This is a genomic window from Pseudomonas sp. GW821-FHT02A08 (genome assembly GCF_059422045.1).
The window spans coordinates 75,520-99,177 of sequence record NZ_JBWKWD010000017.1; the positions used below are offsets into that span (position 1 = coordinate 75,520).

Sequence of the window (23,658 nt, forward strand, 5' to 3'; positions counted from 1 at the left end):
GGTGTTAAATCATTTCCTCGCCGCCTTTGCCGCCGAGAACGATTTCTCCGGCTTCGGCCATACGACGGGCGATGGTAAGGATTTCCTTCTGCGCGGTTTCCACGTCGCTGACGCGCACCGGGCCCTTGGCTTCCAGGTCGTCGCGCAACAGTTCGGCCGCACGCTTGGACATGTTCTTGAAGATCTTCTCCTTGACGCCTTCGTCCGACCCCTTGAGGGCCAGTACCAGCACATCGGAGGACACCTCGCGCAGCAGCGCCTGGATCCCGCGGTCGTCGACATCGGCCAGGTTGTTGAACACGAACATGAGGTCTTCGATCTGACCCGACAAGTCTTCGTCGACTTCGCGGATCGAGTCCATGAGCTGGCCTTCGATCGAGCTGTCGAGGAAGTTCATGATGTCCGCCGCGCGCTTGATGCCACCCAGGGTGGTGCGCGAGGCATTCGAGTTTCCGGAGAACTGCTTCTCGAGAATCTGGTTGAGCTCTTTCAAGGCCGCTGGCTGCACGGTGTTCAGCGAGGACACCCGCAGGATGATGTCCAGTCGCACCTTATGGTCGAAGTTGCCGAGCACTTCACCGGCCTGGTCCGGGTCGAGATACGCCACCACGATCGCCTGGATCTGCGGGTGCTCATAACGGATCACGTCGGCGACGGCGCGCGGCTCCATCCACTTCAAGCTGTCGAGGCCACTGGTGTTGCCACCGAGCAGGATGCGGTCGATCAAGCCATTGGCCTTGTCTTCGCCCAGGGCCTGGGTGAGCATCTTGCGCACATAGTCGTCGGAGCCGACGCCCAGGCTGGTCTGGTCGCCGACGATATCGACGAACTCGCTCATCACCTGCTCGACCTGCTCGCGGTGCACATTACCCATCTGGGCCATGGCCACGCCCACGCGTTGAACCTCTTTGGGCCCCATGTGGCGCAGCACCTGGGCAGCATCGGTGGAGCCCAGGGACAGCAACAGGATTGCGGCTTTGTCGACCTTGGACAGTTTGGCGGCAACGGCTCTGTTATCACTCATCTGCGTTAATCCACTCTTTCACGACCTGGGCCACACGACCCGGATCTTCTGCCACCAGACTCTTGATTGCGTTCAACTGAGCGTCATAGCCTTCGCTCGGGCTCGGCAACAGGATGCTGGTCGGGCCACCGAGGCTGACGCGGTCGTTGGCCAGTTCGCCGTCCAGACCGCCCATGCCACCCAACTCGACGTCGCTGCCAATGCCGGCCAGCTGCTTGCCCTTGCCACCACCGGTGATGTTGTTGAGCACCGGACGCAGCACACCGAACACCAGCACCAGAATGAACAGCACGCCCAGCACTTGCTTGACGATGTCCCAGAACCACGGCTGGGAGTAGAACGGGATTTCGGCAATCACTTCACCGCGCTCGGCGGAGAACGGCATGTTGATCACGCTGACGCTGTCGCCACGGCTGGCATCGAAGCCGACCGCGTCCTGCACCAGGCGAGTGAAGCGCGCCAATTCATCGGCGCTCCATGGCGCACGGGTGGTTTCGCCGTTGGCCGGGTTGATCTTGACCTGATCATCGACCACCACCGACACCGACAGGCGATTCAACCGGCCCTGCTGCTGCTTGGTGTGGCTGATGGAGCGGTCGAGTTCGAAGTTCTTGGTCGATTGTTGACGCTTGTCCGCCGGGTACGGAGCGAGCATCGGCTGACCGGTGGCCGGGTCCATGATTTGCTGGCCATTGGCATCAACCAGCGGCTGGCCCGGCTGCACCATGCCTGCTGCACCTGGCGTGCCGCCGGTGGTCTGCGGCGCGGAGGCCGGCGCTGGCGGCTGGTTGCTCAGGGCACCCGGCACGCCTTGCGGGCCATTGCTGGCGGTACGTTGTTCGTTGACCGACTGCTCGCTGCGCAACGCCGGTTGATCCGGGTTGAATTGCTCGGAAGTCGACTCGACCGCACTGAAATCCACGTCGGCCGAGACTTCGGCCTTGTAGCGATCGTTGCCCAGCACCGGCTGCAGGATGTTGTGCACGCGCTGGGTGAGCATGCTTTCCATGCGACGGCTGTAGTCGAACTGCTTGCCGGCCATGGTCAGCTCGGAGTTTTCCGCCTGGTCCGAGAGCAGGTTGCCCTTCTGGTCGACGACGGTGATCTGCGACTTGCCGAGTTCAGGAACGCTTGTCGCCACCAGGTTGATGATGGCCACGACCTGGCCGGGCTCCAGGGAGCGACCGGAATAGAGTTCAACCAGAACCGAAGCGCTCGGCTTGCGCTCGTCGCGCACGAACACCGAACTTTTCGGGATCGCCAGGTGCACACGGGCACCCTTGACGTTGTTCAGGCTGGAGATGGTGCGGGCCAGTTCGCCTTCAAGGCCGCGACGGTAGCGGGTCGCCTCCATGAACTGGCTGGTGCCCAACCCCTGTTCCTTGTCGAGGATTTCAAAACCGATGTTGCCGTCGCTGGGAGTGACACCAGCGGCCGCGAGCTTGAGCCGCGCACGGGACAGGTCATCGGCCTTGACCAGCAAGGCACCGGAATTGGGTTCGACGGTGTACGGGATATCGGCGGAAGCCAGGGTATCCATGACCTGCTTGGCGTCCATGCCGGCAAGGCTGCCGTACAGAGGCCGGTAGTCCGGTTGCTGGGACCACAACACCACGGCAAAACCAATCGCCACGCTCGCCGCCAGGCCGACCAACAGGCCCACCTGACGCAACATGGTCATCTCGGAGAGGTTTTCCAGGAAGGACAACCCGAACAGCGGCGGCTTGCCGTCTATTGGAGTGGCCTTGGCCGGAACGTTATCGGCGACTGCTTCTGCCATGACTCAATCTCGTCCTTTAAACCGGCATCTGCATGATGTCTTGGTAGGCCTGAACCACTTTGTTGCGCACCTGGGTCAACGCCTGGAACGACACGCTGGCCTTCTGCGAGGAAATCATCACATCCGTGAGATCGACGCCGCTTTTGCCGATTTCGAACGCACTGGCCAACTGCGTGGAGGCCTGTTGGGTGTCGTTCACTTTATTGATGGCTTGACCGAACATGTCGGAAAAGCTGCTGCCCGTCATTTCAGGGACGGCAGTCGATTTCGGCGCAGACATGGCATCCATTTGCATGGCGCGCATATCCAGCATCAACCGATTGAATTCAATACCTTGGCTCATGGTCTCTCTCTTTGACGACCCGCAATTTTTTGACACTCACTCGGCGGGTCATGAGGTGTTAGCAACAAGGGTGCCAGCTCCGTGACTGCTCTAAACAAAAGCCAATTCCGGGCTTTGCTCAACCGTGAACCACCGCAAAACAAATGTGGGAGCGGGCTTGCTCGCGAATACGGTTTTCCATTCAACAGAGATGCTGACTGGTCTACAGCTTTCGCGAGCAAGCCCGCTCCCACATTTAGATCAGTGTTGATTCCGTCAACTTTCAGGTGGAGAACAAGTACGCTTCCACATCCATGCCGGCATCGCGCATCTGCGCCAGCTTGTAGCGCAGGGTTCGCGGGCTGATACCCAGGCGCTCGGCCGCCTCTTTGCGACGACCGCGCTCGCCGCGCAGGGTATCGATGATCATCTGGAATTCACGGCGACGCAGGTCATCACCCAGCGCACCGGCCGACTCGGACTCGATTTCCACCGCACGCGCCGGCGCCGCAGCCAATGCAGGCAATGGAGCGCAGGCCACCGGCCCGGCCAGGCAGAAATCCTGCGGCTGGATCAAGCCACCCTGCTGCAGAATCAGCGCACGTTGAATCGCGTTGTCCAGTTCACGCACGTTACCCGGCCACGGATAACCGATCAGGCACGCCTGGGCCTCGGGGGACAATCTGGCAGCCGAATGCTTCATTTTATTGACGTATCTGGCCAGCAGTCGCTCGGCCAGCGGCAGTATGTCGGCGGTGCGCTCGCGCAATGGGCGCCAGGCCAGGGGAAACACCGACAGGCGATAGTAAAGATCCTCGCGGAAGCGCCCCGCCGCCACTTCCCCCGCCAGGTCGCGGTTGGTGGTGGCGACCACACGAATGTCCAATGTGATCGGTTTGCGCGCCCCAACCCTTTCGACCTCGCGCTCTTGCAGCACGCGCAGCAGTTTGGCCTGGAGCCCCAGGGGCATTTCGGAAATTTCGTCGAGCAGAATAGTGCCGCCGTCAGCCTGTTCGAACTTGCCGGCTTGCGCGGCGATGGCGCCGGTGAAGGAGCCCTTCTCGTGGCCGAACAAGGTCGCTTCGAGCATGTTGTCCGGGATCGCCGCGCAGTTGATCGCAATGAATGGCTGACTGGCGCGATGGGAGTGTTGGTGGATGTATCGCGCCAGCACTTCCTTGCCCGTGCCGGACTCACCCGAGATCAACACCGTGGAATCGCTGCGTGCGACCCGCGCCGCCAACTCAAGTAGCTGCGCGCTCGCCGGCTCGAATGCCACCGGCCCTTCGCCTTCGGTCAGGCCGAGATTGCCCAGGGCATGACGCCCCACCAGATCGAGCAAAGCCTTGGGCTCGAATGGCTTGACCAGGTAATCCGCCGCCCCTTGGCGCATCGCATCGACCGCGCGCTCGACCGCACCGTGGGCGGTCATCAGCAATACCGGCAACTGCGGCTGCCGTGCTCGCAACAGGCCGAGCAACTGGTGGCCGTCCATGCCCGGCATGTTGACGTCGCTGATCACCAGATTGAAGGCCTCGTCGCCAACGGCAAGCAACGCCTCCTCTGCCGAACCCACCGCCTTGTAATCGTGCCCCGCGAGCAACAGCGTATCGGCCAGCGCCTCGCGCAACGCGCGGTCGTCTTCGACCAACAGAACCTTGATACCCATCTGTGTCACTCCGCTCCTTGAGCACCGCTGAACAACGGCAGGATCACCTGCGCGCAAGTGCCGCGACCGAGCCGCGAACGCAACTGCAATTCTCCCTGATGAGCACGCGCCACTGCCTTGACTACGGTCAGGCCAAGACCTGTACCGGTAGTCTTGGTGGTAAAAAAGGGCTCACCCAATCGCGCCAGAACGACAGCGTCGATACCGCAGCCACTGTCGCTGACGCACAGGCGCAGACTGTTGCCGCGGGTGTAGAGGTGAATCTTGAGACGAATTTGACCGGCACTGGCCTGAATGGCGTTCTCGATGAGATTGAGGATCGCGCCGACCAGGGTGTCGCGATTGCACAGTAACTCCCCCGAATGACTGTCGCACTGCCAGCGGATCGGCAGATCCTGAACGTGGGTCAGCGCCGCCGCTTGCAACGATTGCATCAATTGACCGGGGGTCACGCGGTCGGTCAGCGGCAACTCGCCCCGGGCGAAAACCAGCATGTCGCGCACCTGGTGTTCCAGTTCGTGCAGGCGCTCCTTGAGGCGCCCGGCAAAGCGCTGCTGGGTAGCGACCGGCAGCTCTTGCTCGGTCAAATGACTGGCATACAGCAGCGCGGCGGACAACGGCGTACGTATCTGATGCGCCAACGAAGCGACCATGCGCCCCAACGACGACAGCCGCTCATGACGGGCCAGTTGATCCTGCAGATGGCGGGTTTCGGTCAGGTCGTTGAGCAACACCAACTGGCCTGGCTCGGCGTCCAGTGAGCGCGTGGCGATCGACAGGCGCCGACCATCCTTGAGGGAGACTTCATGGCCATCGTCTTCGCGCGGCGCAAAACAGCGGGCAATGACGTGGCGCCACAATTCACCTTCCAGCGGCAACCCCAGCAACTCGCACGCCGCCGGATTGGCTTCGCGCACAATGCCCTGGGCGTCGATGACGATGACACCGCCGGGCAACAGATCGAGGAGGTTTTGCAGGCGGTTGGCCAGGCGTTCTTTTTCCGCCAGTTCCTGCATGCGCTGGGCGCTGACCACCGCCAGTTCACCCTTGAGCTCGGTGACCCGGGCTTCAAGCATGCTGTAGGAATCGGTCAACTGACTGGACATCTGATTGAACAGCGCGAATGCCTGCTCGAGGCCAAGCCGGCTCGCCTGCTCTACGGACGACAGTTGCCGCGAAGCATCCCCAAAAGCATCTGAGGCAGGAGATATCTGGGCGGATGGGGGCATGGTGCTCTCTCGCTTGGCTGACCGTCAGTGAAACGGAACGTTGCGAGGGACGTAGCAATACCCGTGCCTAAAAAAAACTGCTTATAAATGAATGAATTGGAAAACAGGCGTCAATCATCCGCCTGTTCGTCTCCATCACGACGGCTCATGCCGTACTTGCGCATCTTTTCCACCAGCGTGGTACGACGGATGCGCAGGCGCTCGGCCGCGCGGGCCACAATGCCATTGGCATCATCCAGCGCCTGCTGGATCAGCCCCTGTTCCAGACTACCCAGGTAGTCCTTCAGGTCCAGGCCTTCCGGCGGCAACATGGCATTGGCGGTGAAGTCCTGGGTATGGCCGTTGATGGCCACGCGCTCTTCCAGATCGCTGCGCAGGCTGTCGACCATTTGCTCGTCTTCATCGTCGACGTAGCGGAATTTCTTCGGCAACTCGACCACACCGATCACGCCGTATGGATGCATGATCGCCATGCGCTCCACCAGGTTGGCCAGCTCGCGGACGTTGCCAGGCCAGCCATGGCGGCACAGCGACATGATCGCCGCCGAGTTGAAACGGATCGAACCACGCTTCTCGTGCTCCATGCGCGAGATCAGCTCGTTCATCAGCAGCGGAATGTCTTCGACGCGCTCACGCAGCGGCGCCATCTCGATCGGGAACACATTCAGGCGGTAGTACAGGTCTTCGCGGAAGGTGCCGATCTCGATCATGCTTTCGAGATTCTTGTGGGTCGCCGCAATGATGCGCACGTCGACGCTCTGGGTCTTGTTGCTGCCCACGCGCTCGAAGGTGCGCTCCTGCAACACGCGCAGCAGCTTGACCTGCATCGGCAGCGGCATGTCGCCGATTTCATCGAGGAACAGTGTGCCGCCGTTGGCCAGTTCGAATCGACCGGCACGGCTGGTGATCGCCCCGGTGAAGGCGCCCTTCTCATGGCCGAACAATTCGCTTTCCAGCAACTCGGCCGGGATCGCCCCGCAGTTGACCGGCACGAACGGCGCTTCGCGGCGCTTGGAATGGTAGTGCAGGTTGCGCGCAACCACTTCCTTACCGGTGCCGGACTCACCGAGAATCAGCACGCTGGCATCGGTGTCGGCGACTTGCTGCATCATCTGGCGGACGTGTTGAATCGCCCGACTGGTGCCGACAAGACTGCGGAAAAGATTGGGTTCGCGATGACGACCGCGCTCGCGGGCCTGGTCGTACATCTCGCGATAGACCTGGGCACGGTGCAGCGAATCGAGCAATTTGCTGTAGCTGGGCGGCATTTCGAGGGTCGAAAGCACTCGCCGACGCTGGTCTTCCGGCAGGTCAATGGAAGAATTATCGCCCATTAACAAAACCGGAAGGAACTCATCCCATGTCGAGAGTGTCTTAAGCAAGCCCAGAAGTGCACCAGGAGCATTGACCGTCCCGATGAGGACACAGATCACTTCACGACTTGACGACAAAGAGCCGACAGCCTGCTGCCAGTCATGGCTACCGCAGGGTAAATTTTCTTCGCCGAGAAAATTTAAAATCACCGCCAGGTCGCGGCGGCGGACGCTATCGTCATCAATCAGCAGAATTTTGGTTTCACGCCACATGCAATAGCAACTTCCCTAGTCAACTCAATGCCCAAAATGCTGGGGCAAGCTAAACGCTTGCAGGCCTGATATGCCTGAAGACGACTGAAATCTGGAACCAGCCACTAGTTAAGTCAAAAAACCGTGCACAGTCAAATTTATGGCGCACTTGTTTGGATTAACCGGGGATTAATTAACCAAACAGATGGTAAACCTTTGCCGCGTTTTGTGCTTGGGTGATCTGCGACATCTCATCGACTATCGCCTGCCTCTCTCCCGTTGCCGCCTCAAGCAGCTGCTTGTAGACCCCCAGCAACTCTTCAAGATTATCGCGCAACGCCGCCTCGTCCACCGAAGGTTCACTCAAGACGTCTTCCATGCAGGAACGGCAAGCCTGGTCCAACTCCCCGATGGCTTCCCAGTTACGCTCGGCCAGAGCGCCAACAAGACCTTCCCGGGTTTGTTCGATTCGCTGCAATACAAGACTCATGGTGATCTCCTTAAAACTGAGGACCTGGCGTGCCGATGGCATCCCAGCCGTCCTTGACCGTGCTCAGCAGGTCAGCGACTTCATCGAGGATCTTTGGATCGGTATTGACGTTGGCTTGCGCCAGACGCTTCATCATGTACGCGTAGAGACTGTCCAGCTCGCCCACCGACTCAGCCTTGTTATCCAGATCCAGACCTTCACGCAGACCACCGATAATGCCGATAGCCTTGCTGATGAACACCCCCTTGTTCGGGATGTCTTTGCGTTCGATCGCGCCTTTGGCCTGGGCAATTCGATCCAGGCCTCCCTCCATCAGCATTTGCACCAGACGATGAGGGCTGGCTTCGGAAGTCTGGGCCTGAGCGCCAATCTTCTGATATTGGCGAAGGGCTAACATTGGATTCATGTTGTACCTCATCTGAAATCTTTGGTTCGTATAACCAGCATATCGACGACGCGTCAAAAAACTTTAGATGCAAATGCAAAAAGCCCGGAACGCCAAAAACGTCGCCGGGCTTTTGGCGTCTACAGCGCTATCAGCTGTTCTTCTGCTGCGCCGAGATTGCTTCGAACATCGAAGTAATGTTGCTGGCAGTGGCCTTCAGCTTTCCGACCAGAGTGTCCATGTCGTTGTACTTTTTGGTCAACACGGCAGTCAGCGTTGCAACCCGACGATCCAGAGCCAACTGCTGGTTGGACAGATTGGTCTTGGCCTTGGCCAGGTTGGTCGAGCGCGCATCCAGGATGCCGTCCTTGCCGGTAACGGTATAAGGCGTGATGGCATCGTTCATACGATCCAGCAAGCCTTTGGAGGCAGCACCGGTCGCTGTCGGGTCGCCCAGGAACAGCTTCTGGACCTCACCACCGAGCTGCTGCGTACCCATCGCGGCGGTGAACTTGGTACTGTCGAAATCCAGCGCACCGGTCTTCTGGTTGGTGGTAATACCCAACTGCGACAGAACCGTGAGTTTGTCACCCGCCCCCGTAGTGGTCAGCGGCTCACGAATCGACGCCAGAATACCGCGCGTCAGAGGATCGCCGGTCAACGCTGCCGCAACGGTCGGCTTGCCGTCGGCATCCAGAGTTGGCTTGGTCAAGGAATTCACGCTGGTCACGACCTGGTTGTAAGCGTCTACGAACGTCTGAATGGATTTTTTCAAGCCATCGTTGTTCGGACCAACTGTTACCGTTGAGGTTGCGTTACCACCGGCGACCAGATTAAGGGTCAAGCCGGAGATCGCCTTATCGACCGTGTTGCTCTTGCTGGTCAGCGCGAGACCATCCACGCTGAAGTTCGCATCCATCGCGAACTCGCCGATGGCACCGGCCGAGGCCGCCGTCGGCGGCGTGTCCATTTTTTGGCCAGCTGTGATTTCCAGGCCTGCAATACCGCTGAGGGTGATATCGGAACCGGCACCGGTCGTCGTCGACCCCATCACCAGACGCGAACCGTACTGGTCGGTCACGATGTTGGCGCTGAAGCCGTTGGCGCCCTGCTGGGTGTTGATCGCATCACGCACCGATTGCAACGTTGCGCCCGCCGGAATGGTCACGGGACGGCTGACGCCATTTTGCGTGATATTCAGCGTACCTTGAGGAATAGAGCTGGTTGCACCGCCGACAAAAGCGGCAGTCGCCACTTTGGAGGAGGTCGCAAGGTTGGTGACCTTGATCGAATACGTACCGTTGACGGCCGTATTGCTGGCTACCGCTGTCAGCACTTTCGGATCGGCGGACGTCGCAGTGAAACCCAGGAATTGCGGGTTTTTGGTATCGCCCAGATTCTTGATCGCAGTCTGAAAGTTCGCCAGGACACTTTTGAGGCTACCAATCGCGGAGATCTGCGAAGTGTTGATAGTCGTCTGACGAGTGATCTGATTCTGCTTGGCGGCCTTATCTGCATCCACCAATGCTTTGACGATGGCGGTGGTATCGAGGCCGGAGCCTAAACCCAGACCCGGTAGAATTGGACTTGCCATGTGGAGCTCCCTTCAGTGTGTCGCCGGCCTTTTGACCACTACAACGCCCAAAAGAACATAGCAACAAAATTCGTGCCAGCTGTCAGGCTTTTGCGCTGAACAACAGGCTGCTTGCATCATTCAAACTGTTTGCCAGTTTCAGGACTTCTTCGTTGGGGATCTGGCGGATCACCTCACCGGAGTCGCCGGCAATCACTTTGACCACTACCTTGCCTGAAGGCTCATCAATCGAAAACTCCAGGTTACGCTTGACCGACTGTACGAACTTTTCGATTTCCTCAACGGCCATCTTCAGTTTTTCCTGTTCGGTTTTTGCGCTTTTACTTTCTTCCTTGACGGCTACCACTTGCGCAGTTTCCGCTCGAGGCTTCTGCGCAGGCTTGTCGGCAACAGTCGTCGCCTGCTGTGCCGCAGGATAAGACAAGTTCAGCTTGACGCTCATATCCATGTCCATCACCTCTCAAAGTGAAAAAGCGAGAGAGCACGCAAGCGCACTCCCCCGCCAAAACTCATCGGCTATTACTGAAGCAGTTTCAGTACAGCGGATGGCAGTTGGTTGGCCTGAGCCAGAACTGCGGTGGAAGCTTGTTGCAGAGTTTGTTGCTTGGTCAGCTGTGCAGTTTCAGCAGCGAAGTCGGTATCCTGTACGCGGCTCAGTGCAGCGCTGGCGTTTTCGTTGATGTTCTGCAGGTTGGAGATGGTGGTCGAGAAACGGTTCTGAGCAGCACCCAGGTCAGCGCGAGTGGCGTTGATGTTTGCCAGGGCAGCATCGATTGCCGAGATCGAAGCGTCAACGTTGGTGTGGTTGGTGGTGTTGTCCAAACCAGAGATGACCATACCGGTCATGCCCAGGGCGCTGGCGTCGAAGCTGGTCGACAGGGTCAGAGTGATCTGGTTGTCGGAAGTTGTGTTCGAACCTACCTGGAACTCCATCGCACCAGCAGTACCGTCGATCAGAGCCTTACCGTTCAGGTTGGTCGATTGAGCGATACGGGTCAGTTCAGCAACGGACTGTTGGAATTCTTTGTCCAGAGCGGTACGGTCAGCAGTACCGTTCGAGTCGTTGCGCGATTGCAGCGAGATTTCACGCATACGTTGCAGAATGTTGCTCGACTCTTGCAGAGCGCCTTCAGCGGTCTGAGCGATCGAAACACCGTCGTTGGCGTTTTTGATAGCCATGGTCTGACCACGGATTTGCGAAGTCATGCGGGTAGCGATCTGCAGGCCAGCGGCGTCGTCTTTAGCGCTGTTGATTTTCAGGCCGGAGGACAGACGGGACATCGAGGTCGACAGTGCGTCGGACGCACGGTTCAGGTTCTTCTGAACACCCAGGGAAGTAGTGTTGGTGTTTACTGTTAAAGCCATGACGAATTCCTCGTTGGTTGGGTACTACGGCTTCCGGCCCTGGCAACCGCCCGGTATGGCCTAGAGAACCTTCGTAGTAGTTATCGTCGCCAACGCAGGTTGCTTTAGCAGAATTTCGAAATTTTTTGCCATCAGCTGGCCACCTCCCCGTAAATCAAGGTCTTGGCTGCTGCCCAACAGCGAATAAATGGCGTCAGGAATTCGCCACTCACTCAGAACAATGCCCTCCTGTCAGCCGCGACAGAGCAAAATTGTTCAAATGGACAGATTGTCAGTCACCACCTGTACCAGCTCGTATTCCAGATAGTCGGCCAACGCCAGCCAATTCTGGGTTTCCTGGCATTGCAGCATCTGAGCAAGCACCTGCACCCACTGCTGCTGACTTTGCTGCGATGCCTTGTCGAATGACGGCTGTATATCGGTCACAAGATCGATCATCACGCCCCCGGCCTCCACATCCCGCCCCAGGCGAAACAGGACGGCGCACTCGCGCGCCCTGACAACAAACGAATCGCTCACGCTCATACCGCCCACTCCGGATCAAACACTGTTCCGGCAATCATCGCTCCTGCCCGGCTGGTGTTATGGAAACGCACCTGCGGATGCCTGGCGATGTAGCGCTCCAGTTCGCACAGATAACTGCGAAAGTTGAGCTGGGTCTTGATTCGCTGTCCATGGCCATCGAGCACCCAGTGTTTGGCTGCGACCAGTTGCGGCCCCAGATCACCGTCGCCCCAACCGGCATGGGTCTTGTCGCCAGGAAAAGCAAAGTCGGCACCGAACAGAGTGATCTGCGCCGCACCCATTTTCACCGCCAGATCCACCGCCGGATGAATCACACTGCCACCGACATACAGTTCACCGCGAGGCAATTGATGGCGAATCGCCTGATAGATCGGACTGGCCGAGTAAGCGGCGTAGCGCACTCCTTGCCAGTCCTTGAGCACCTGCGGATCGACCATGGGCATATAGGCCAGCGCTATTGAAGCAGTGTCCGTCGGCGGCAGATGCCGGGCCGAAATGCGCTGATCGATGGTGACCACAAAGTCTGGACGAATGCCGTGTTCCAGCAACGGGCGATATGCCGTATCGACACAAATGAACAACGGCCGCTCGGCTTGCTCGCGAATGGCTCGCAGGCGCTCGAAGTGCAGTTCCAGACTCGGCCCCGTGGCAATCACGAAAACATCGCGCCCAGTCTGCGAACCGAACAGCTCAGCCACATCGCCATCACCCTGCAGCAGCGTCTTGCCGGCTTGCAAGCGCTCGACGACTTCCGGTGATTGCGGGTCGAACTCGCGATTATTGAAGCTCAGGTGGGTTTCGCTGATCAGCCGATCACGGATCCTGGCGTTGTAGTCGTCGGCCAATACCAACTCCGAGGGCAACGCGAAAAACGGCAGGCAGATTTCCGCAAGATCGCCGGCGTAATGCAATTCGATGCGCGGATCTTTGAGCCACGGCTGTTGATCGAGCAACTGCAGAACCAACGCAAACACCGCACCGTTGAGCAGATGCACGTGCAATTGCTTGAGCTGCGGACGCTGCAACAGTTCCAGTTGCAGATCGCCCAGCCCGGTGCCGTAGACGTGCAGCACCAGACTGTTGCGCGCCAGGCTCGCCGCCTGGATTTGCGCCTCGCGCGTTCGGTCATGGCGGCTGGTCAGTTGAATGCCGTTGATGCTCAACGTCGAACCCAGCCCTTCCACCAGATCCGCCTGCAGCGATGACGGATCTTCCGCCAACAGACGGGCAGCCACCAGAGGCCAGCGACGCTGGATAACGTCGGCATTCGATTGAAAAAACTCGCTCATGGCGCCTCGTGAAAATTCGGGCAAAAAAATAGCGCTCAAGGTTACACCTTGAGCGCTTTATTGTGCCGCGATTTACCGATAAAGAGCTTGCTCAGGGACGATAGATGATCGCCGACCCCCAGGACAAACCTACGCCAAAACCGCTGATCGCAATGCGCTTCCAGTCAGAATCGAGCACGTGTTTTTCCAGCAGCAGCGGAACACTCGACGAAACGGTATTACCCGTCTCGACCATGTCCTTGATGAACTTCTCCGGCTCGCCTTCGAAGCGCCGCGCCACGGCATCGACTATCGCCGCACTGCCCTGGTGAATGCAGAACGCATCGATGTCATCGGCCTTGAGGCCTGAGTCGTTGAGCAATTCGTGCAAGTGTGCCGGTACTTTGAGCAGCGCAAAGTTGAACACCTGACGGCCGTTCATGAAGAACACGCCATCGGTGACTTTCAGGTGCGGTGCGCCAGAACCGTCGGTGCCGAACTTGGCCTTGCCCAGCGCCCAGGACGGATCTTCACCCATCCAGGTCGCGGTAGCGGCATCACCGAAGAGCATGGTGGTGTTGCGATCTTCCGGGTCGACGATCTTCGAATAGGGGTCAGCGGTGATCAACAGGCCGTTCTTCAGACCAGCGGCTTCCATGAAGCCCTTGATCGCGTAGATGCCGTATACATAACCGGAGCAGCCCAGGGAAATATCGAACGCAGCGACATTGGTCGACAGACCGAGTTTGTCCTGCACGATCGCCGCGGTGTGCGGCAGGCCTTCTTCGTCACCGTTCTGGGTGACGACGATCAGTGCGTCGATCGATTCACGTTTCAGATCAGGGTTGCCGGCAAACAGCGCATTGGCCGCTTCCACGCACAAATCGGAGGTTTCCTGTTCAGCGCCTTTGCGCGGCAGGAATGCCGAACCGATCTTGCCGAGGATGAATTCTTCATCCTTCTCGAATTTTGCACCTTGTGCGTAATTGTCCACGCCGGCTACAGGAACGTAGCTCGCAATGCTTTTTATGCCAATCATTACGGCTTCCCAATAAAAAACAGCCCAAGACCACCGCTCGCAAGGATTCGAGGGGCGCCGACAAACAGAAAACGGCCGCCACAACGGACAGCCACGGGGAGCGCAAAGGGCCATCACTGGATCCGATAAAGGGCCAGGCGCCACCTCCCCGATCAATACAATACAGTGAAGATGCGCGTTATGACTCGCAGGTCACGCTATTTTGCCGAATCGGTTGCATATCGGGTCATTCAACCAATGACCAGTCCAGCGGCGTGCCGCGCTTGATCGGGGCCCGAGCGCGGCGACCGAGTAGCGCATCGGTATGCTTGGGCGGCAAACCGAGACCCGGACGAATGGCGCGCAGATTGTCCTCGGTAAACAGCTCACCGGCGGCCATTTCAGCGGTGACGTACAGTGAACGGCGATACACCAGCGACTTGCGCTCGGCCTCGGTGGGGCCGTATTGCACCTGACCCATGGCCTGCCAGGCGCGTTCGGTCTCGAGCACCAGACTGGCCATTTCCTCAGGTTCCAGCGAGAAACCGGCATCCACCCCGCCGGCCGCGCGGTCAAGGGTGAAGTGTTTTTCCACCACGGTCGCGCCGAGCGCCACAGCGGCGACAGACACGCCAACGCCCATGGAGTGGTCGGACAGTCCCACTTCACAACCGAACAATTCGCGCAGATGCGGGATCGTGCGCACGTTGCTGTTGAGCGGGGTCGCTGGATAAGTACTGGTGCACTTGAGCAGCACCATATCCTTGCAACCGGCCTCGCGGGCCGCGCGCACGGTTTCGTCAAGCTCGGCGATGCTGGCCATGCCGGTGGAGATGATCAGCGGCTTGCCGGTGGCGGCCACACGTCGGATCAACGGCAAATCCGTATTTTCGAAACTGGCGATCTTGTAGGCCGGCACATCGAGGCTTTCGAGGAAATCCACCGCCGTGTCATCGAACGGCGTCGAGAACGCCAGTATCCCCAACTCCTTGGCCCGGGCGAAAATCGGCGCATGCCATTCCCACGGCGTATGGGCCTTTTCATACAAATCGTAGAGCGAGGTGCCCGCCCACAGACTGCCCGGATCCTTGATGAAGAACTCACCCTCGGCAATATCCAGAGTCATGGTCCCGGCTGTATAGGTTTGCAGTTTCAAGGCATGCGCGCCGGCCCTGGCCGCCGCTTCGACGATTTGCAGTGCAATGTCCAGCGACTGGTTATGGTTGCCGCTCATCTCGGCAATGATGAACGGCGGCGCGTCGGCACCGATCAGGCGGTCGCCAATCTTGAAACTAGGCATGGGGATGTTCCTTCAAAACACGGGTGAACGCGCAGGCACTTTGAGTGAACCCGGCGTCTCGAAAAACATTCAATGAGGGGTGATTGGCGGGCAGCACCTGGGCCGTAATGGCCGTCAATTGCGGCCAGTATTCGCTGACGAACGATTCGCCGCGAGCCAGCAACGCCCTGCCCCAGCCGAGCCCAAAACGCCCCTCGAGCAGAAAAATCGACACTTCGGCCTCGAGCCCGCGCAAGTCATAACGCAAGACCCCCACCGGCCCATCATCGGCCTCGGCAATCAACAGCAGACACTGCGGTTTGCCCAAACTTGCGTTCAACCAGTTCAGGTGTTGCGCCCAGTCGATCACGCCTTGATTTTTCGACCAGCGCCGCACTGCCTTGGCATTGCGCCCTTCGAACAACAACTGAGCATCTTGCGTAGTCGCCACGCGCAGGTTGAGCACCGCACCGGCCAGCGCTACCGCGACGCGAAGCGCACCGCCACCATCGACCAGTCGCCGCGAACGATCGGCGAGACTTTGACGCAAATAAAAATTCCCGGCGACAAAGCCGATGGCCTGGCGCAATTGCTCGACGCTGACCTGCTCGCGAGCGCCCAGGAACACATGCGCCCCCGCTGCCGCCATCACTTCGCCATTGGCCTGCTGGTTGTTCGACACGGCGATACAAATCGTCGGCAGGCCCATGGCCGCGCGCTCCCAACTGGTACCGCCACCCGCGCCGATAAACAGATCGGCCGCGCTCATGCGCTGATAAAAATCGCTGACAAAACTGTGCAGATGCCAGTTCGGCCGAGTCTCGGCCAGCGCCTGCATCTGCGCCCATGCCGGGTTATCGGCGCCGGCGACAAAGTCCACTTCCAACTCTGCAAAATCGGCCAGCGCCAACATAGCGTGATGGGTCTGCATCGCCGCGTCGAAACCACCGAAGTTCACCAGCACCCGCTGCGCCCTGGGTTTGATCGCAATGGCCGGGCAACTGAACTCTTCACGCAACATGGCGTAGCGCGGGCCGAGCAGCGTGCGGCAACCTTCAGGCAGCAGTGGTGGGTAATTCTCGGTCAGGCCCGACAAGTTCTGATTGAGCAGCAGATCGACGCTGTAGCGCCGAGTCCCCAGATCATCCACCGCGGCAATCCGTGGTGCCCAGCGCCGGGCTGCCGTTTGCCACTGATGATCGAGGCCATAGTGGTCGACGATGATCCAGTCGAACCCGGCGTGACCATCAAGCAATTGGGCTAGCGCATCAATGTCGGCCCGCCAAGGCAGCATCGCTTCGATGGTCTGCTGCGGGTCTTCATCGACATAGCGCTCGGGTAGCGCGAACGTCTCGAAACCATCGACCTGCAAGGCGTCGAGCCGATGTCCCGGCAAGCGCCGACAGGCAAACGCCACATGACTGCCCTGCTTGCGCAGCACCCGCGCCAAACTCAGGCAACGAGCGATGTGGCCGCTGCCGATGGTCGGCGAGGCGTCGGCACGGATCAGCACTCTCATGAAAGCTCTCCGCCCGCCTTGAGCGCGGCGTACAGATACTCGGCGCGCGTCCAGTCTTCTGGCGTGTCGATGTCCTGTACCAGATGCCGCGGCACGATCACCGGCAGACTGGCCGGTGAGAACAACACCTCGCCGCGCAACCAGGCCTCGCTGCGCCCCCAGTAGAACTGGCCGGCATCCTGAAAGGCTTCAGGCAGATCCTGTGAGCGGGTATTACGAAATTCCGGATACAACGCCGTCAGCGCGCCCTGCCCGTCGAGGGTCAACGCACGCTGGATCGGGAAACCGAAACTGCTGACGGAGAAGGCAAAGGATTTGTCCCCACGCAGCTCCAGCAAATCAAAACCCTGACGCAAATACCGCGCCTGCAACAGCGGCGCGGTGGCGTACACGCAACAGGCGTAATCGAAGCCCGGCAACTGCTGCAAGGCGTGGACGATCACAGCAGCAGTACCGGTGAAATCATCGGCCAGATCGGCAGGCCGCATGAACGGCACGTCGGCGCCATGCGCTCGCGCTACCTGGGCAATCTCTTCGTCGTCGGTGCTGACAACCACGCGCTCGAACAATCCCGATTCCAGCGCCGTGCGAATCGAACGGACGATCATCGGCACGCCGTCGAACGGCTTCAGGTTCTTGCGCGCAATGCGCTTGCTGCCACCACGGGCGGGGATGATCGCAACGCAGCTCACCTTGTCCTACTCCTCAAGAACCAGCCGTCGCAATTGCTCGACCACGTAGTCCTGTTGCTCATCAGTCAGCAGTGGAAACAGCGGCAGGCTGATCGCTTCTGCGTAATAACGTTCGGCCTCGGGAAAGTCTCCCTCGGTAAAACCCAGGTCTTGATAGTAAGGCTGCAAGTGCACCGGAATATAGTGCAGATTCACCCCGACCCCGGCCGCGCGCAAGCCTTCGAACACCTGACGATGGCTGAGGTTGATGCGCTCGCGCTGCAAACGCACCACGTACAAATGCCAGGCGGATTCGGCTTCGGACTGTGCGCTCGGCAATGTCACTGGCAGGCAGGCCAGCAAGCGCTCATAGCGCGCCGCCAGCTCACGTCGACGGGCGACAAACTCATCCAGCTTGCCAAGCTGCGACAGCCCGAGCGCGGCTTGCAAATCGGTGATCCGGTAATTGAAGCCCAATTCCACCTGCTGGTAATACCACGGGCCGTGGCTGGGCTCGCTCATCTGTTGCGGATCGCGGGTCATGCCGTGGCTGCGCAAGCGCTGCAAGCGCTCGGCCAGCTCCGCGCGATTGGTCAGCACCATGCCGCCCTCGGCACTGGTGATGATCTTCACCGGATGAAAACTGAACACGGTCATCGCCGCGAATTCACCACAGCCCACAGGACGACCGGCGTATGAGGCGCCGACCGCATGCGAAGCATCTTCGATGACGGTGAAGTCGTAGCGCTCGGCCAGTTCGCCGATCCGGCGCATGTCGCAGCTTTGCCCAGAGAACGCCACCGCCACCAAAACCTTCGGCAACGTACCGTCGCGCCCGGCCCGCTCCAGCTTCTTGGCCAGCGCGAACGTATCGAGGTTCCAGGTCAGCGGATCGATATCGACAAAATCAACCTCGGCGCCGCAATAACGACCGCAGTTGGCCGAGGCCAGAAAAGTGTTCGGCGTCGTCCACAAGCGATCACCCGCGCCGAGCCCGGCCGCCAGACAGGCAATGTGCAGCGCCGCCGTGGCGTTGCACACCGCTACCGCGTAATCCGCCTGGCAACGTTCGGCCATTGCCTGTTCGAAACGCTCGATGGCCGGCCCCTGGGTCAGCCAGTCGGATTTCAGCACGTCGACCACAGCGTCGATATCGGCCTGATCGAGACTCTGCCGACCGTAAGGGATCATTTCGACAGCCTCGCGTGCAGGTCGGCGATCTGCCCGACCGAGAGGAAGTGCGGATTGGTGTCGGAACGGTATTCGAACTCTTCACCCACCGGCTGACCGCGCTCGCCCGATTTGTCGACAGCGAAATCGACGTCGACGCTGGTGAAGCGGATCGACGGCTGGATGGTGTAGTGATCGGCAAACTCCAGGGTCATCCGCGCATCGTCCAGCGGCACCATCAGCTCGTGCAGTTTCTCACCCGGACGAATCCCGACGTGCTTGTGCGGCAGATGCTCGGCCATGCCACGCGCCAGATCGACGATGCGGATCGACGGGATCTTCGGCACGAATACTTCACCACCGTGCATGCGTGCAAAGCTGTCGAGAACAAACTGCACACCATGGTCGAGGGTGATCCAGAAGCGCGTCATGCGCTCATCGGTGATCGGCAACTCCTCGGCACCATCGGCAATCAGTTTGCTGAAGAACGGCACCACCGACCCCCGCGAACCGGCCACGTTGCCATAGCGCACCACGGCAAAACGGGTCTGCTGTTCGCCGGCAATGTTGTTGGCGGCCACGAACAGTTTGTCCGACAGCAGCTTGGTTGCGCCGTACAGGTTGATCGGGCTGGCCGCCTTGTCGGTCGACAGCGCCACCACTTTCTTCACGCCATTGTCGATGGCGGCGGCAATGATGTTTTCCGCGCCATTGACGTTGGTGCGAATGCACTCGGTCGGGTTGTATTCCGCCGCCGGCACTTGCTTGAGTGCGGCCGCGTGCACCACATAATCGATGCCCCGCATCGCCTGACGCAAACGGTCGGCGTCGCGTACGTCTCCGAGGAAGTAACGCATGCACGGCGCATTGAACGTCTGCTGCATTTCGTATTGCTTGAGTTCATCGCGCGAGAACACCACCACGCGCTTGGGCTGATATTGCTCCAGCAAGCGGCGGATGAAGTTGCGACCGAACGAGCCGGTGCCGCCGGAGATGAAAATCGATTGACCGTTGAACATGTCTTGAGTCCTGTTTCCTGATCGTCAGGCTTAGGCGAGCAACTGCGCCCAGTCGATACTGGAGGCCTGGCCGAGGGTGAAGCCCTTGCCGGTCAGGGAAAGGTTCTGGTTGTAGGCTACGTCTTGGGCAAAGTGCGCTTGCCACTTGTCTTGCAGCGCGGCAACGGCCTGCGCATCGTTCGGCAACGTACCGGTGTGGACGATCTGCACCTGCGGCGTCCATACGGTCAACAGCCCGGCATCGGCGGCTTTCAGGCACAGGTCGACGTCGGCGAACGCCTCATCGAAGTGCTCCTGATCCAGTCCACCCAAGGCCTCGAAAATCACCTTGCGCACCATCAGGCAAGCGCCGGAGACCGCCGAACAATTCTGCTCGACCAGCAACCGGTGCATGTAACCCGTTGCGTCTTTTTTCTCGCCGAGGAACGGTGAAGCCAAACCATCACCAAGGCCCAGGATGAATCCGGCGCAGGTCACAGAACCTTCACGATCCACCAGTTTGGCGCCGACCACGCCGACTTCCGGGCGTTGAGCCTGGTTCAGCAAGGTTTCGATCCAACTGGCGTTGAGCACTTCGGCGTCCGCCGCCAGCAGCACCAGATACTCGCCTTGAGCCTGAGCGGCAGCTTGATTGACCAAAGCCGAAGCGCTCAGGCACTGCTCATTCCTGATCAGACGAATACGCCCACGCCCGTTTTGCTCGAGGCTTTCCAGCCAGGCCAGCAGTTCGCTCGACTGGCTGTGGTTATCGGCAATGATGATCTCGTTGTTCTGATGACGAGTGCGTTGCAGCACACTCACCAGGCAACGCTGCAGGTGCTCCTGATTGTCATCGCTGCAGACGATGATCGACACTTTCGGTCGGTCGGCGTGGCGGTAATCGACGCGCAAGCCACCGAATGCCTCGGCACTCACTTGCGCCTGATAACCGCGGGTTGCCAGATGCCGCACGAGGGCCTGACGTTGATGCTCGTTCGGCGCCGGCGCCACGGCCGGGGTGATCAGCAACGGCTCGGCCAGATGCGCCAGGCCAGCCAGGCCCCCGGCCTCGATCAGGCGCAACAGCAGGTCGAACTCCAGCGCATCGCTGTACTCGCGGGCAAAGCCACCGGCCTCGACCATGACTTCGCGTCGAATCAGCCAATGCCGGGCCGTCAGCGACGGCATGCTTTGCAGCAGATCGAGGTTGAACGCCGAGCGGAACATGTCGCTCAACGTGCCGTCAGTGCGACGATGGATCTCATCCATGGCCACTGCACGGCAACCTTCAGCGTTCTGCAACTCAAGGCTGGCACGCAGGAAACCGCTGCGGGTGAACTCGTCACCGGCCTCGGCCAACAGCAACCAATCGGCGTTCGAGCGCCGGGCGATCTGGTTCAGCTTGTCGACGTAGTTAGCGGTGCTGACTTTGACGAAATGCACGGTGCTCTGTTCGGTCGTGACAGCTGGCAGATCCCCCGTCGTGAAGACCACCACCTTGAACGCGCGCAAAGCGCTTTCCATCAGGCTGTCGAAGGTGACCTGAAGCTTGTCCATGTCAGCTTCAAGATCCAGCAACAGAATGCCGAACTGCGGCCCACCCCCGACAGTCGCCAGTTGCTGATTGATCTTGCCGATGGCGGTCTCGTTCGGCTGACGTGCCTGCAACCAGTTCATCAACTGACCGGAACGCGTGCTGTCGAGCATTTGACGGCTGTCGTACGTCGGCACGCTGTCCAGCCGCGCCATCCAGTCTGCGAGTACTTGCGCATCACCGTTCTGGCCCAGATCCAGCAGTTGCCGATGCATTTTCTGCACAACACGACGGTTGAATGGCCCCAACTGCACGGCTTCCAGCAAGCGATTCTGGATAGTCTCGGGCGTGTCATTGGAATAGGTGCTCAGCAGCGTGTGCTGCTTGAGCAATGCACCTTCCATTTCTTCCCGCTGCAAGCGCCCGGCGGGCATCGCATGCAGGAGGAATTCAAACTCGGTCAACTGATCGAAAAAAGCCTGATTGTAGAACGGCATTTCGACGTATTGCCGGGGGCCGAAGACTCGTTTCGGGCCCGTGGTCGGGTCTTTCCACCAGGACTCGAAGATCGGCTCGATCGTCAGTGCATTGCGCGTGGCGAGGCTGTCCGCCAGCGCCTGGAAACTCTGCAGGGCAAAGGCTGCGGTTTGCTCCGCGTTCGGCTCATTTATTTCGGTTGGCAACGTGGCAAGGAACCCGGCAAAGCGCTCACGCTCGGCGACGGAACGGGCATCCTGGAAACGGAGGACGTGAATGATCTCGGTGTTGTGATCCGAGCGGCCATAGTTGACCTCCCGAACCACATACGGAATCGGCAGAATCCGCGCCTTGGCCCGTGCCAGCACGTAATACACATGGCCGATTTCCTGCCACTCGAAAATCGTGCCTTGCGGCATCGCCGCATACCAGTCCTGCAACAACGCGGTGCGATGCACTGCATAGAACGGCGGTATGTACTGCCCCATGTAGTCGAGAATACGATCCTGCGCACGCTCGGCGTTGTAGTCCTCTTGCACCTTCTTGTCACGGCGATAGTACTGCACGAAGTTGGCGTGCGTGAGGTACATCAGGCAATAGCCATGGCACATACCGTAATCGGGGTTGGCTTCCAGAAAATTGACCGAGTCGGTCAATGCACCGTGCAGCATGAAATCGTCGTCAGCGGCCAGCACCATGTAGGGCGTAGTAACCTGGCTGACCCCATAGGCAAGCTTTTGCTGAAACCCCAGATAGGTGTAATCAGGCAAATGGCGATAATCGACCGAAGGAAAATCGCCCGCGATGCTGTCATCGCCCTGCACCGATGAATCCAGCACCAGGACCTTGGCGGAGTAACTGCTGTAGTACTGCAACGCGCGTCGCAGGAACGCCTTGCGGTTGTGGGTGATCAGCACCACCGTGAACAATTCGTCCAGCGGTGTCACGTTGGTTTGCGTACTGCTTTGAACCTGCATTTTCCTATCCCCACAACCGGCCAGTCGCCTGACGCCTGAAACTGTTTTTGATTAACGAACGCGACGCAGATAGCCGTCCGGCGCCACGGTGATCAGCAGCTTGTTTTGCAACTGCTGGTCGATCTCGAAATCCTTGTTCTCTTCCAGGTATTTCCATACCGCGGTTTTCGGGTTGTCGCCCGGACCCCATGGACGATCCGGGAAAAAGTCGGCCGGCATGTCTTCCACCACGGTGTCCATCACCACGCAGTAGCTGTCGACCGAGACCAGCGGCGCGTACAGGCGCAACTCTTCGAGTACGTGGTCGTGGGTGTGGTTGGAGTCGAGGACCAGAATGACTTTTTTGCCTTTGGCGGCAGCTTGCACTTGAGCGGCGATGGCCGGGTCGATGCTGGAACCTTCGATCATCCTGATGCGCCTGGCCATCGGATGGCTTTCGATCGCTTCGCGGTTGTGCGGGCGAATGTCGAGGTCGATGCCCAGTACTTCGCCGTGGCCTTGCAGCTCCAGCAACGAGGCGTAGTAGATGATGGAACCACCGTGGGCGATGCCGCACTCGATGACCAGGTCCGGCTTGACCTGCCAGATGATCTCCTGCATCGCCATCATGTCTTGTGGCAACTGGATGATCGGACGGCCCATCCACGAAAAGTGGTAGCTGTACTTGTGCCTGGCCGATTCATTGAAGAAATCCCGGGCCAGGCCAGTGAGCCTCTGGTCGTCACCCTGCTGGGCAATCTGTTCCCGGCACTCGGCTTCGAAGGCTTTATTGATGCTGTTGTCGGTCATTTTCAAAATC

Annotated in this window: 21 protein-coding genes; all 21 read right to left on the reverse strand. The window is 59.5% G+C overall.

Annotated elements, in window-relative coordinates; translation table 11 throughout:
• Window positions 1-4: 4 nt before the first annotated feature.
• The 21 genes from fliG to AC07W4_RS14370 all read right to left on the reverse strand — a co-directional run bounded on the left by fliG (window position 5) and on the right by AC07W4_RS14370 (window position 23,648).
• Window positions 5-1,024, reverse strand: coding sequence for a flagellar motor switch protein FliG (gene fliG, locus AC07W4_RS14270; RefSeq protein ID WP_007983391.1), 1,020 nt, complete (start codon window positions 1,022-1,024; stop codon window positions 5-7).
• The gene (gene fliF / locus AC07W4_RS14275; protein WP_495032854.1) at window positions 1,017-2,804 is read right to left on the reverse strand and encodes a flagellar basal-body MS-ring/collar protein FliF; all 1,788 of its coding nucleotides are present in this window, start codon (window positions 2,802-2,804) and stop codon (window positions 1,017-1,019) included. The genes fliG and fliF overlap by 8 nt, the downstream gene beginning before the upstream one ends.
• Before the next feature lie 16 nt (window positions 2,805-2,820).
• Window positions 2,821-3,147, reverse strand: coding sequence for a flagellar hook-basal body complex protein FliE (gene fliE / locus AC07W4_RS14280; protein ID WP_008052868.1), 327 nt, complete (start codon window positions 3,145-3,147; stop codon window positions 2,821-2,823).
• A gap of 262 nt (window positions 3,148-3,409) precedes the next feature.
• Window positions 3,410-4,795 carry a sigma-54-dependent transcriptional regulator gene (locus AC07W4_RS14285; protein WP_495032855.1) on the reverse strand — a complete coding sequence of 462 codons (1,386 nt, stop codon included), beginning with the start codon at window positions 4,793-4,795 and terminating at the stop codon, window positions 3,410-3,412.
• 5 nt (window positions 4,796-4,800) lie between these two features.
• Entirely contained in the window at window positions 4,801-6,006 is a 1,206-nt protein-coding gene (locus AC07W4_RS14290) for a sensor histidine kinase (protein WP_495032879.1), read from the reverse strand.
• 128 nt (window positions 6,007-6,134) lie between these two features.
• Window positions 6,135-7,610 carry a sigma-54 dependent transcriptional regulator gene (locus tag AC07W4_RS14295; protein WP_008052865.1) on the reverse strand — a complete coding sequence of 492 codons (1,476 nt, stop codon included), beginning with the start codon at window positions 7,608-7,610 and terminating at the stop codon, window positions 6,135-6,137.
• Window positions 7,611-7,782: 172 nt separating this feature from the next.
• Entirely contained in the window at window positions 7,783-8,079 is a 297-nt protein-coding gene (fliT, locus tag AC07W4_RS14300) for a flagellar protein FliT (protein WP_008052864.1), read from the reverse strand.
• 10 nt (window positions 8,080-8,089) lie between these two features.
• Window positions 8,090-8,485 carry a flagellar export chaperone FliS gene (fliS, locus tag AC07W4_RS14305; protein ID WP_008052862.1) on the reverse strand — a complete coding sequence of 132 codons (396 nt, stop codon included), beginning with the start codon at window positions 8,483-8,485 and terminating at the stop codon, window positions 8,090-8,092.
• A 130-nt stretch (window positions 8,486-8,615) separates the two neighbouring features.
• Window positions 8,616-10,058 (reverse strand): flagellar filament capping protein FliD, encoded by a 1,443-nt coding sequence (gene fliD / locus AC07W4_RS14310; protein WP_495032856.1) that lies wholly within the window; start codon window positions 10,056-10,058, stop codon window positions 8,616-8,618.
• Window positions 10,059-10,140: 82 nt separating this feature from the next.
• Window positions 10,141-10,506: a flagellar protein FlaG gene (locus tag AC07W4_RS14315; protein WP_495032857.1), complete on the reverse strand. Its 366-nt coding sequence runs from the start codon at window positions 10,504-10,506 to the stop codon at window positions 10,141-10,143.
• Between the two features lie 71 nt (window positions 10,507-10,577).
• Window positions 10,578-11,423 carry a flagellin domain-containing protein gene (locus AC07W4_RS14320; RefSeq protein WP_495032858.1) on the reverse strand — a complete coding sequence of 282 codons (846 nt, stop codon included), beginning with the start codon at window positions 11,421-11,423 and terminating at the stop codon, window positions 10,578-10,580.
• 255 nt (window positions 11,424-11,678) lie between these two features.
• Window positions 11,679-11,948, reverse strand: a complete 270-nt coding sequence (locus AC07W4_RS14325) for a hypothetical protein (RefSeq protein ID WP_495032859.1) — start codon at window positions 11,946-11,948, stop codon at window positions 11,679-11,681.
• Window positions 11,945-13,237 (reverse strand): motility associated factor glycosyltransferase family protein, encoded by a 1,293-nt coding sequence (locus AC07W4_RS14330; RefSeq protein WP_495032860.1) that lies wholly within the window; start codon window positions 13,235-13,237, stop codon window positions 11,945-11,947. The genes AC07W4_RS14325 and AC07W4_RS14330 overlap by 4 nt, the downstream gene beginning before the upstream one ends.
• 91 nt (window positions 13,238-13,328) lie before the next feature.
• On the reverse strand, window positions 13,329-14,255 hold the full coding sequence (locus AC07W4_RS14335) for a ketoacyl-ACP synthase III (RefSeq protein ID WP_008052855.1): 927 nt from the start codon (window positions 14,253-14,255) through the stop codon (window positions 13,329-13,331).
• 226 nt (window positions 14,256-14,481) lie between these two features.
• A complete protein-coding gene (pseI, locus tag AC07W4_RS14340; protein WP_495032861.1) occupies window positions 14,482-15,534 on the reverse strand; it encodes a pseudaminic acid synthase in 1,053 nt (350 codons plus the stop codon).
• Window positions 15,527-17,032, reverse strand: a complete 1,506-nt coding sequence (pseG, locus tag AC07W4_RS14345) for a UDP-2,4-diacetamido-2,4,6-trideoxy-beta-L-altropyranose hydrolase (protein ID WP_495032862.1) — start codon at window positions 17,030-17,032, stop codon at window positions 15,527-15,529. Before pseG ends, pseI begins: the two co-directional genes overlap by 8 nt.
• Window positions 17,029-17,724: a pseudaminic acid cytidylyltransferase gene (pseF, locus tag AC07W4_RS14350; RefSeq protein ID WP_495032863.1), complete on the reverse strand. Its 696-nt coding sequence runs from the start codon at window positions 17,722-17,724 to the stop codon at window positions 17,029-17,031. The genes pseG and pseF overlap by 4 nt, the downstream gene beginning before the upstream one ends.
• 6 nt (window positions 17,725-17,730) lie before the next feature.
• Entirely contained in the window at window positions 17,731-18,894 is a 1,164-nt protein-coding gene (gene pseC, locus AC07W4_RS14355; protein WP_495032864.1) for a UDP-4-amino-4,6-dideoxy-N-acetyl-beta-L-altrosamine transaminase, read from the reverse strand.
• The gene (gene pseB, locus AC07W4_RS14360) at window positions 18,891-19,892 is read right to left on the reverse strand and encodes a UDP-N-acetylglucosamine 4,6-dehydratase (inverting) (RefSeq protein ID WP_495032865.1); all 1,002 of its coding nucleotides are present in this window, start codon (window positions 19,890-19,892) and stop codon (window positions 18,891-18,893) included. Before pseB ends, pseC begins: the two co-directional genes overlap by 4 nt.
• 30 nt (window positions 19,893-19,922) lie before the next feature.
• Window positions 19,923-22,859 (reverse strand): TIGR00180 family glycosyltransferase, encoded by a 2,937-nt coding sequence (locus tag AC07W4_RS14365; RefSeq protein ID WP_495032866.1) that lies wholly within the window; start codon window positions 22,857-22,859, stop codon window positions 19,923-19,925.
• A gap of 51 nt (window positions 22,860-22,910) precedes the next feature.
• Window positions 22,911-23,648, reverse strand: coding sequence for a cephalosporin hydroxylase family protein (locus tag AC07W4_RS14370; protein WP_495032867.1), 738 nt, complete (start codon window positions 23,646-23,648; stop codon window positions 22,911-22,913).
• Window positions 23,649-23,658: the final 10 nt, after the last annotated feature.

Bases quoted from the DNA above. Each gene is read 5' to 3' on its own strand.
- fliG (WP_007983391.1), bottom strand. From the start codon at position 1,024: ATGAGTGATAACAGAGCCGTTGCCGCCAAACTGTCCAAGGTCGACAAA.
- fliF (WP_495032854.1), bottom strand. From the start codon at position 2,804: ATGGCAGAAGCAGTCGCCGATAACGTTCCGGCCAAGGCCACTCCAATA.
- fliE (WP_008052868.1), bottom strand. From the start codon at position 3,147: ATGAGCCAAGGTATTGAATTCAATCGGTTGATGCTGGATATGCGCGCC.
- AC07W4_RS14285 (WP_495032855.1), bottom strand. From the start codon at position 4,795: ATGGGTATCAAGGTTCTGTTGGTCGAAGACGACCGCGCGTTGCGCGAG.
- AC07W4_RS14295 (WP_008052865.1), bottom strand. From the start codon at position 7,610: ATGTGGCGTGAAACCAAAATTCTGCTGATTGATGACGATAGCGTCCGC.
- fliT (WP_008052864.1), bottom strand. From the start codon at position 8,079: ATGAGTCTTGTATTGCAGCGAATCGAACAAACCCGGGAAGGTCTTGTT.
- fliS (WP_008052862.1), bottom strand. From the start codon at position 8,485: ATGAATCCAATGTTAGCCCTTCGCCAATATCAGAAGATTGGCGCTCAG.
- fliD (WP_495032856.1), bottom strand. From the start codon at position 10,058: ATGGCAAGTCCAATTCTACCGGGTCTGGGTTTAGGCTCCGGCCTCGAT.
- AC07W4_RS14315 (WP_495032857.1), bottom strand. From the start codon at position 10,506: ATGGATATGAGCGTCAAGCTGAACTTGTCTTATCCTGCGGCACAGCAG.
- AC07W4_RS14320 (WP_495032858.1), bottom strand. From the start codon at position 11,423: ATGGCTTTAACAGTAAACACCAACACTACTTCCCTGGGTGTTCAGAAG.
- AC07W4_RS14325 (WP_495032859.1), bottom strand. From the start codon at position 11,948: ATGAGCGTGAGCGATTCGTTTGTTGTCAGGGCGCGCGAGTGCGCCGTC.
- AC07W4_RS14330 (WP_495032860.1), bottom strand. From the start codon at position 13,237: ATGAGCGAGTTTTTTCAATCGAATGCCGACGTTATCCAGCGTCGCTGG.
- AC07W4_RS14335 (WP_008052855.1), bottom strand. From the start codon at position 14,255: ATGATTGGCATAAAAAGCATTGCGAGCTACGTTCCTGTAGCCGGCGTG.
- pseI (WP_495032861.1), bottom strand. From the start codon at position 15,534: ATGCCTAGTTTCAAGATTGGCGACCGCCTGATCGGTGCCGACGCGCCG.
- pseG (WP_495032862.1), bottom strand. From the start codon at position 17,032: ATGAGAGTGCTGATCCGTGCCGACGCCTCGCCGACCATCGGCAGCGGC.
- pseC (WP_495032864.1), bottom strand. From the start codon at position 18,894: ATGATCCCTTACGGTCGGCAGAGTCTCGATCAGGCCGATATCGACGCT.
- pseB (WP_495032865.1), bottom strand. From the start codon at position 19,892: ATGTTCAACGGTCAATCGATTTTCATCTCCGGCGGCACCGGCTCGTTC.
- AC07W4_RS14365 (WP_495032866.1), bottom strand. From the start codon at position 22,859: ATGCAGGTTCAAAGCAGTACGCAAACCAACGTGACACCGCTGGACGAA.
- AC07W4_RS14370 (WP_495032867.1), bottom strand. From the start codon at position 23,648: ATGACCGACAACAGCATCAATAAAGCCTTCGAAGCCGAGTGCCGGGAA.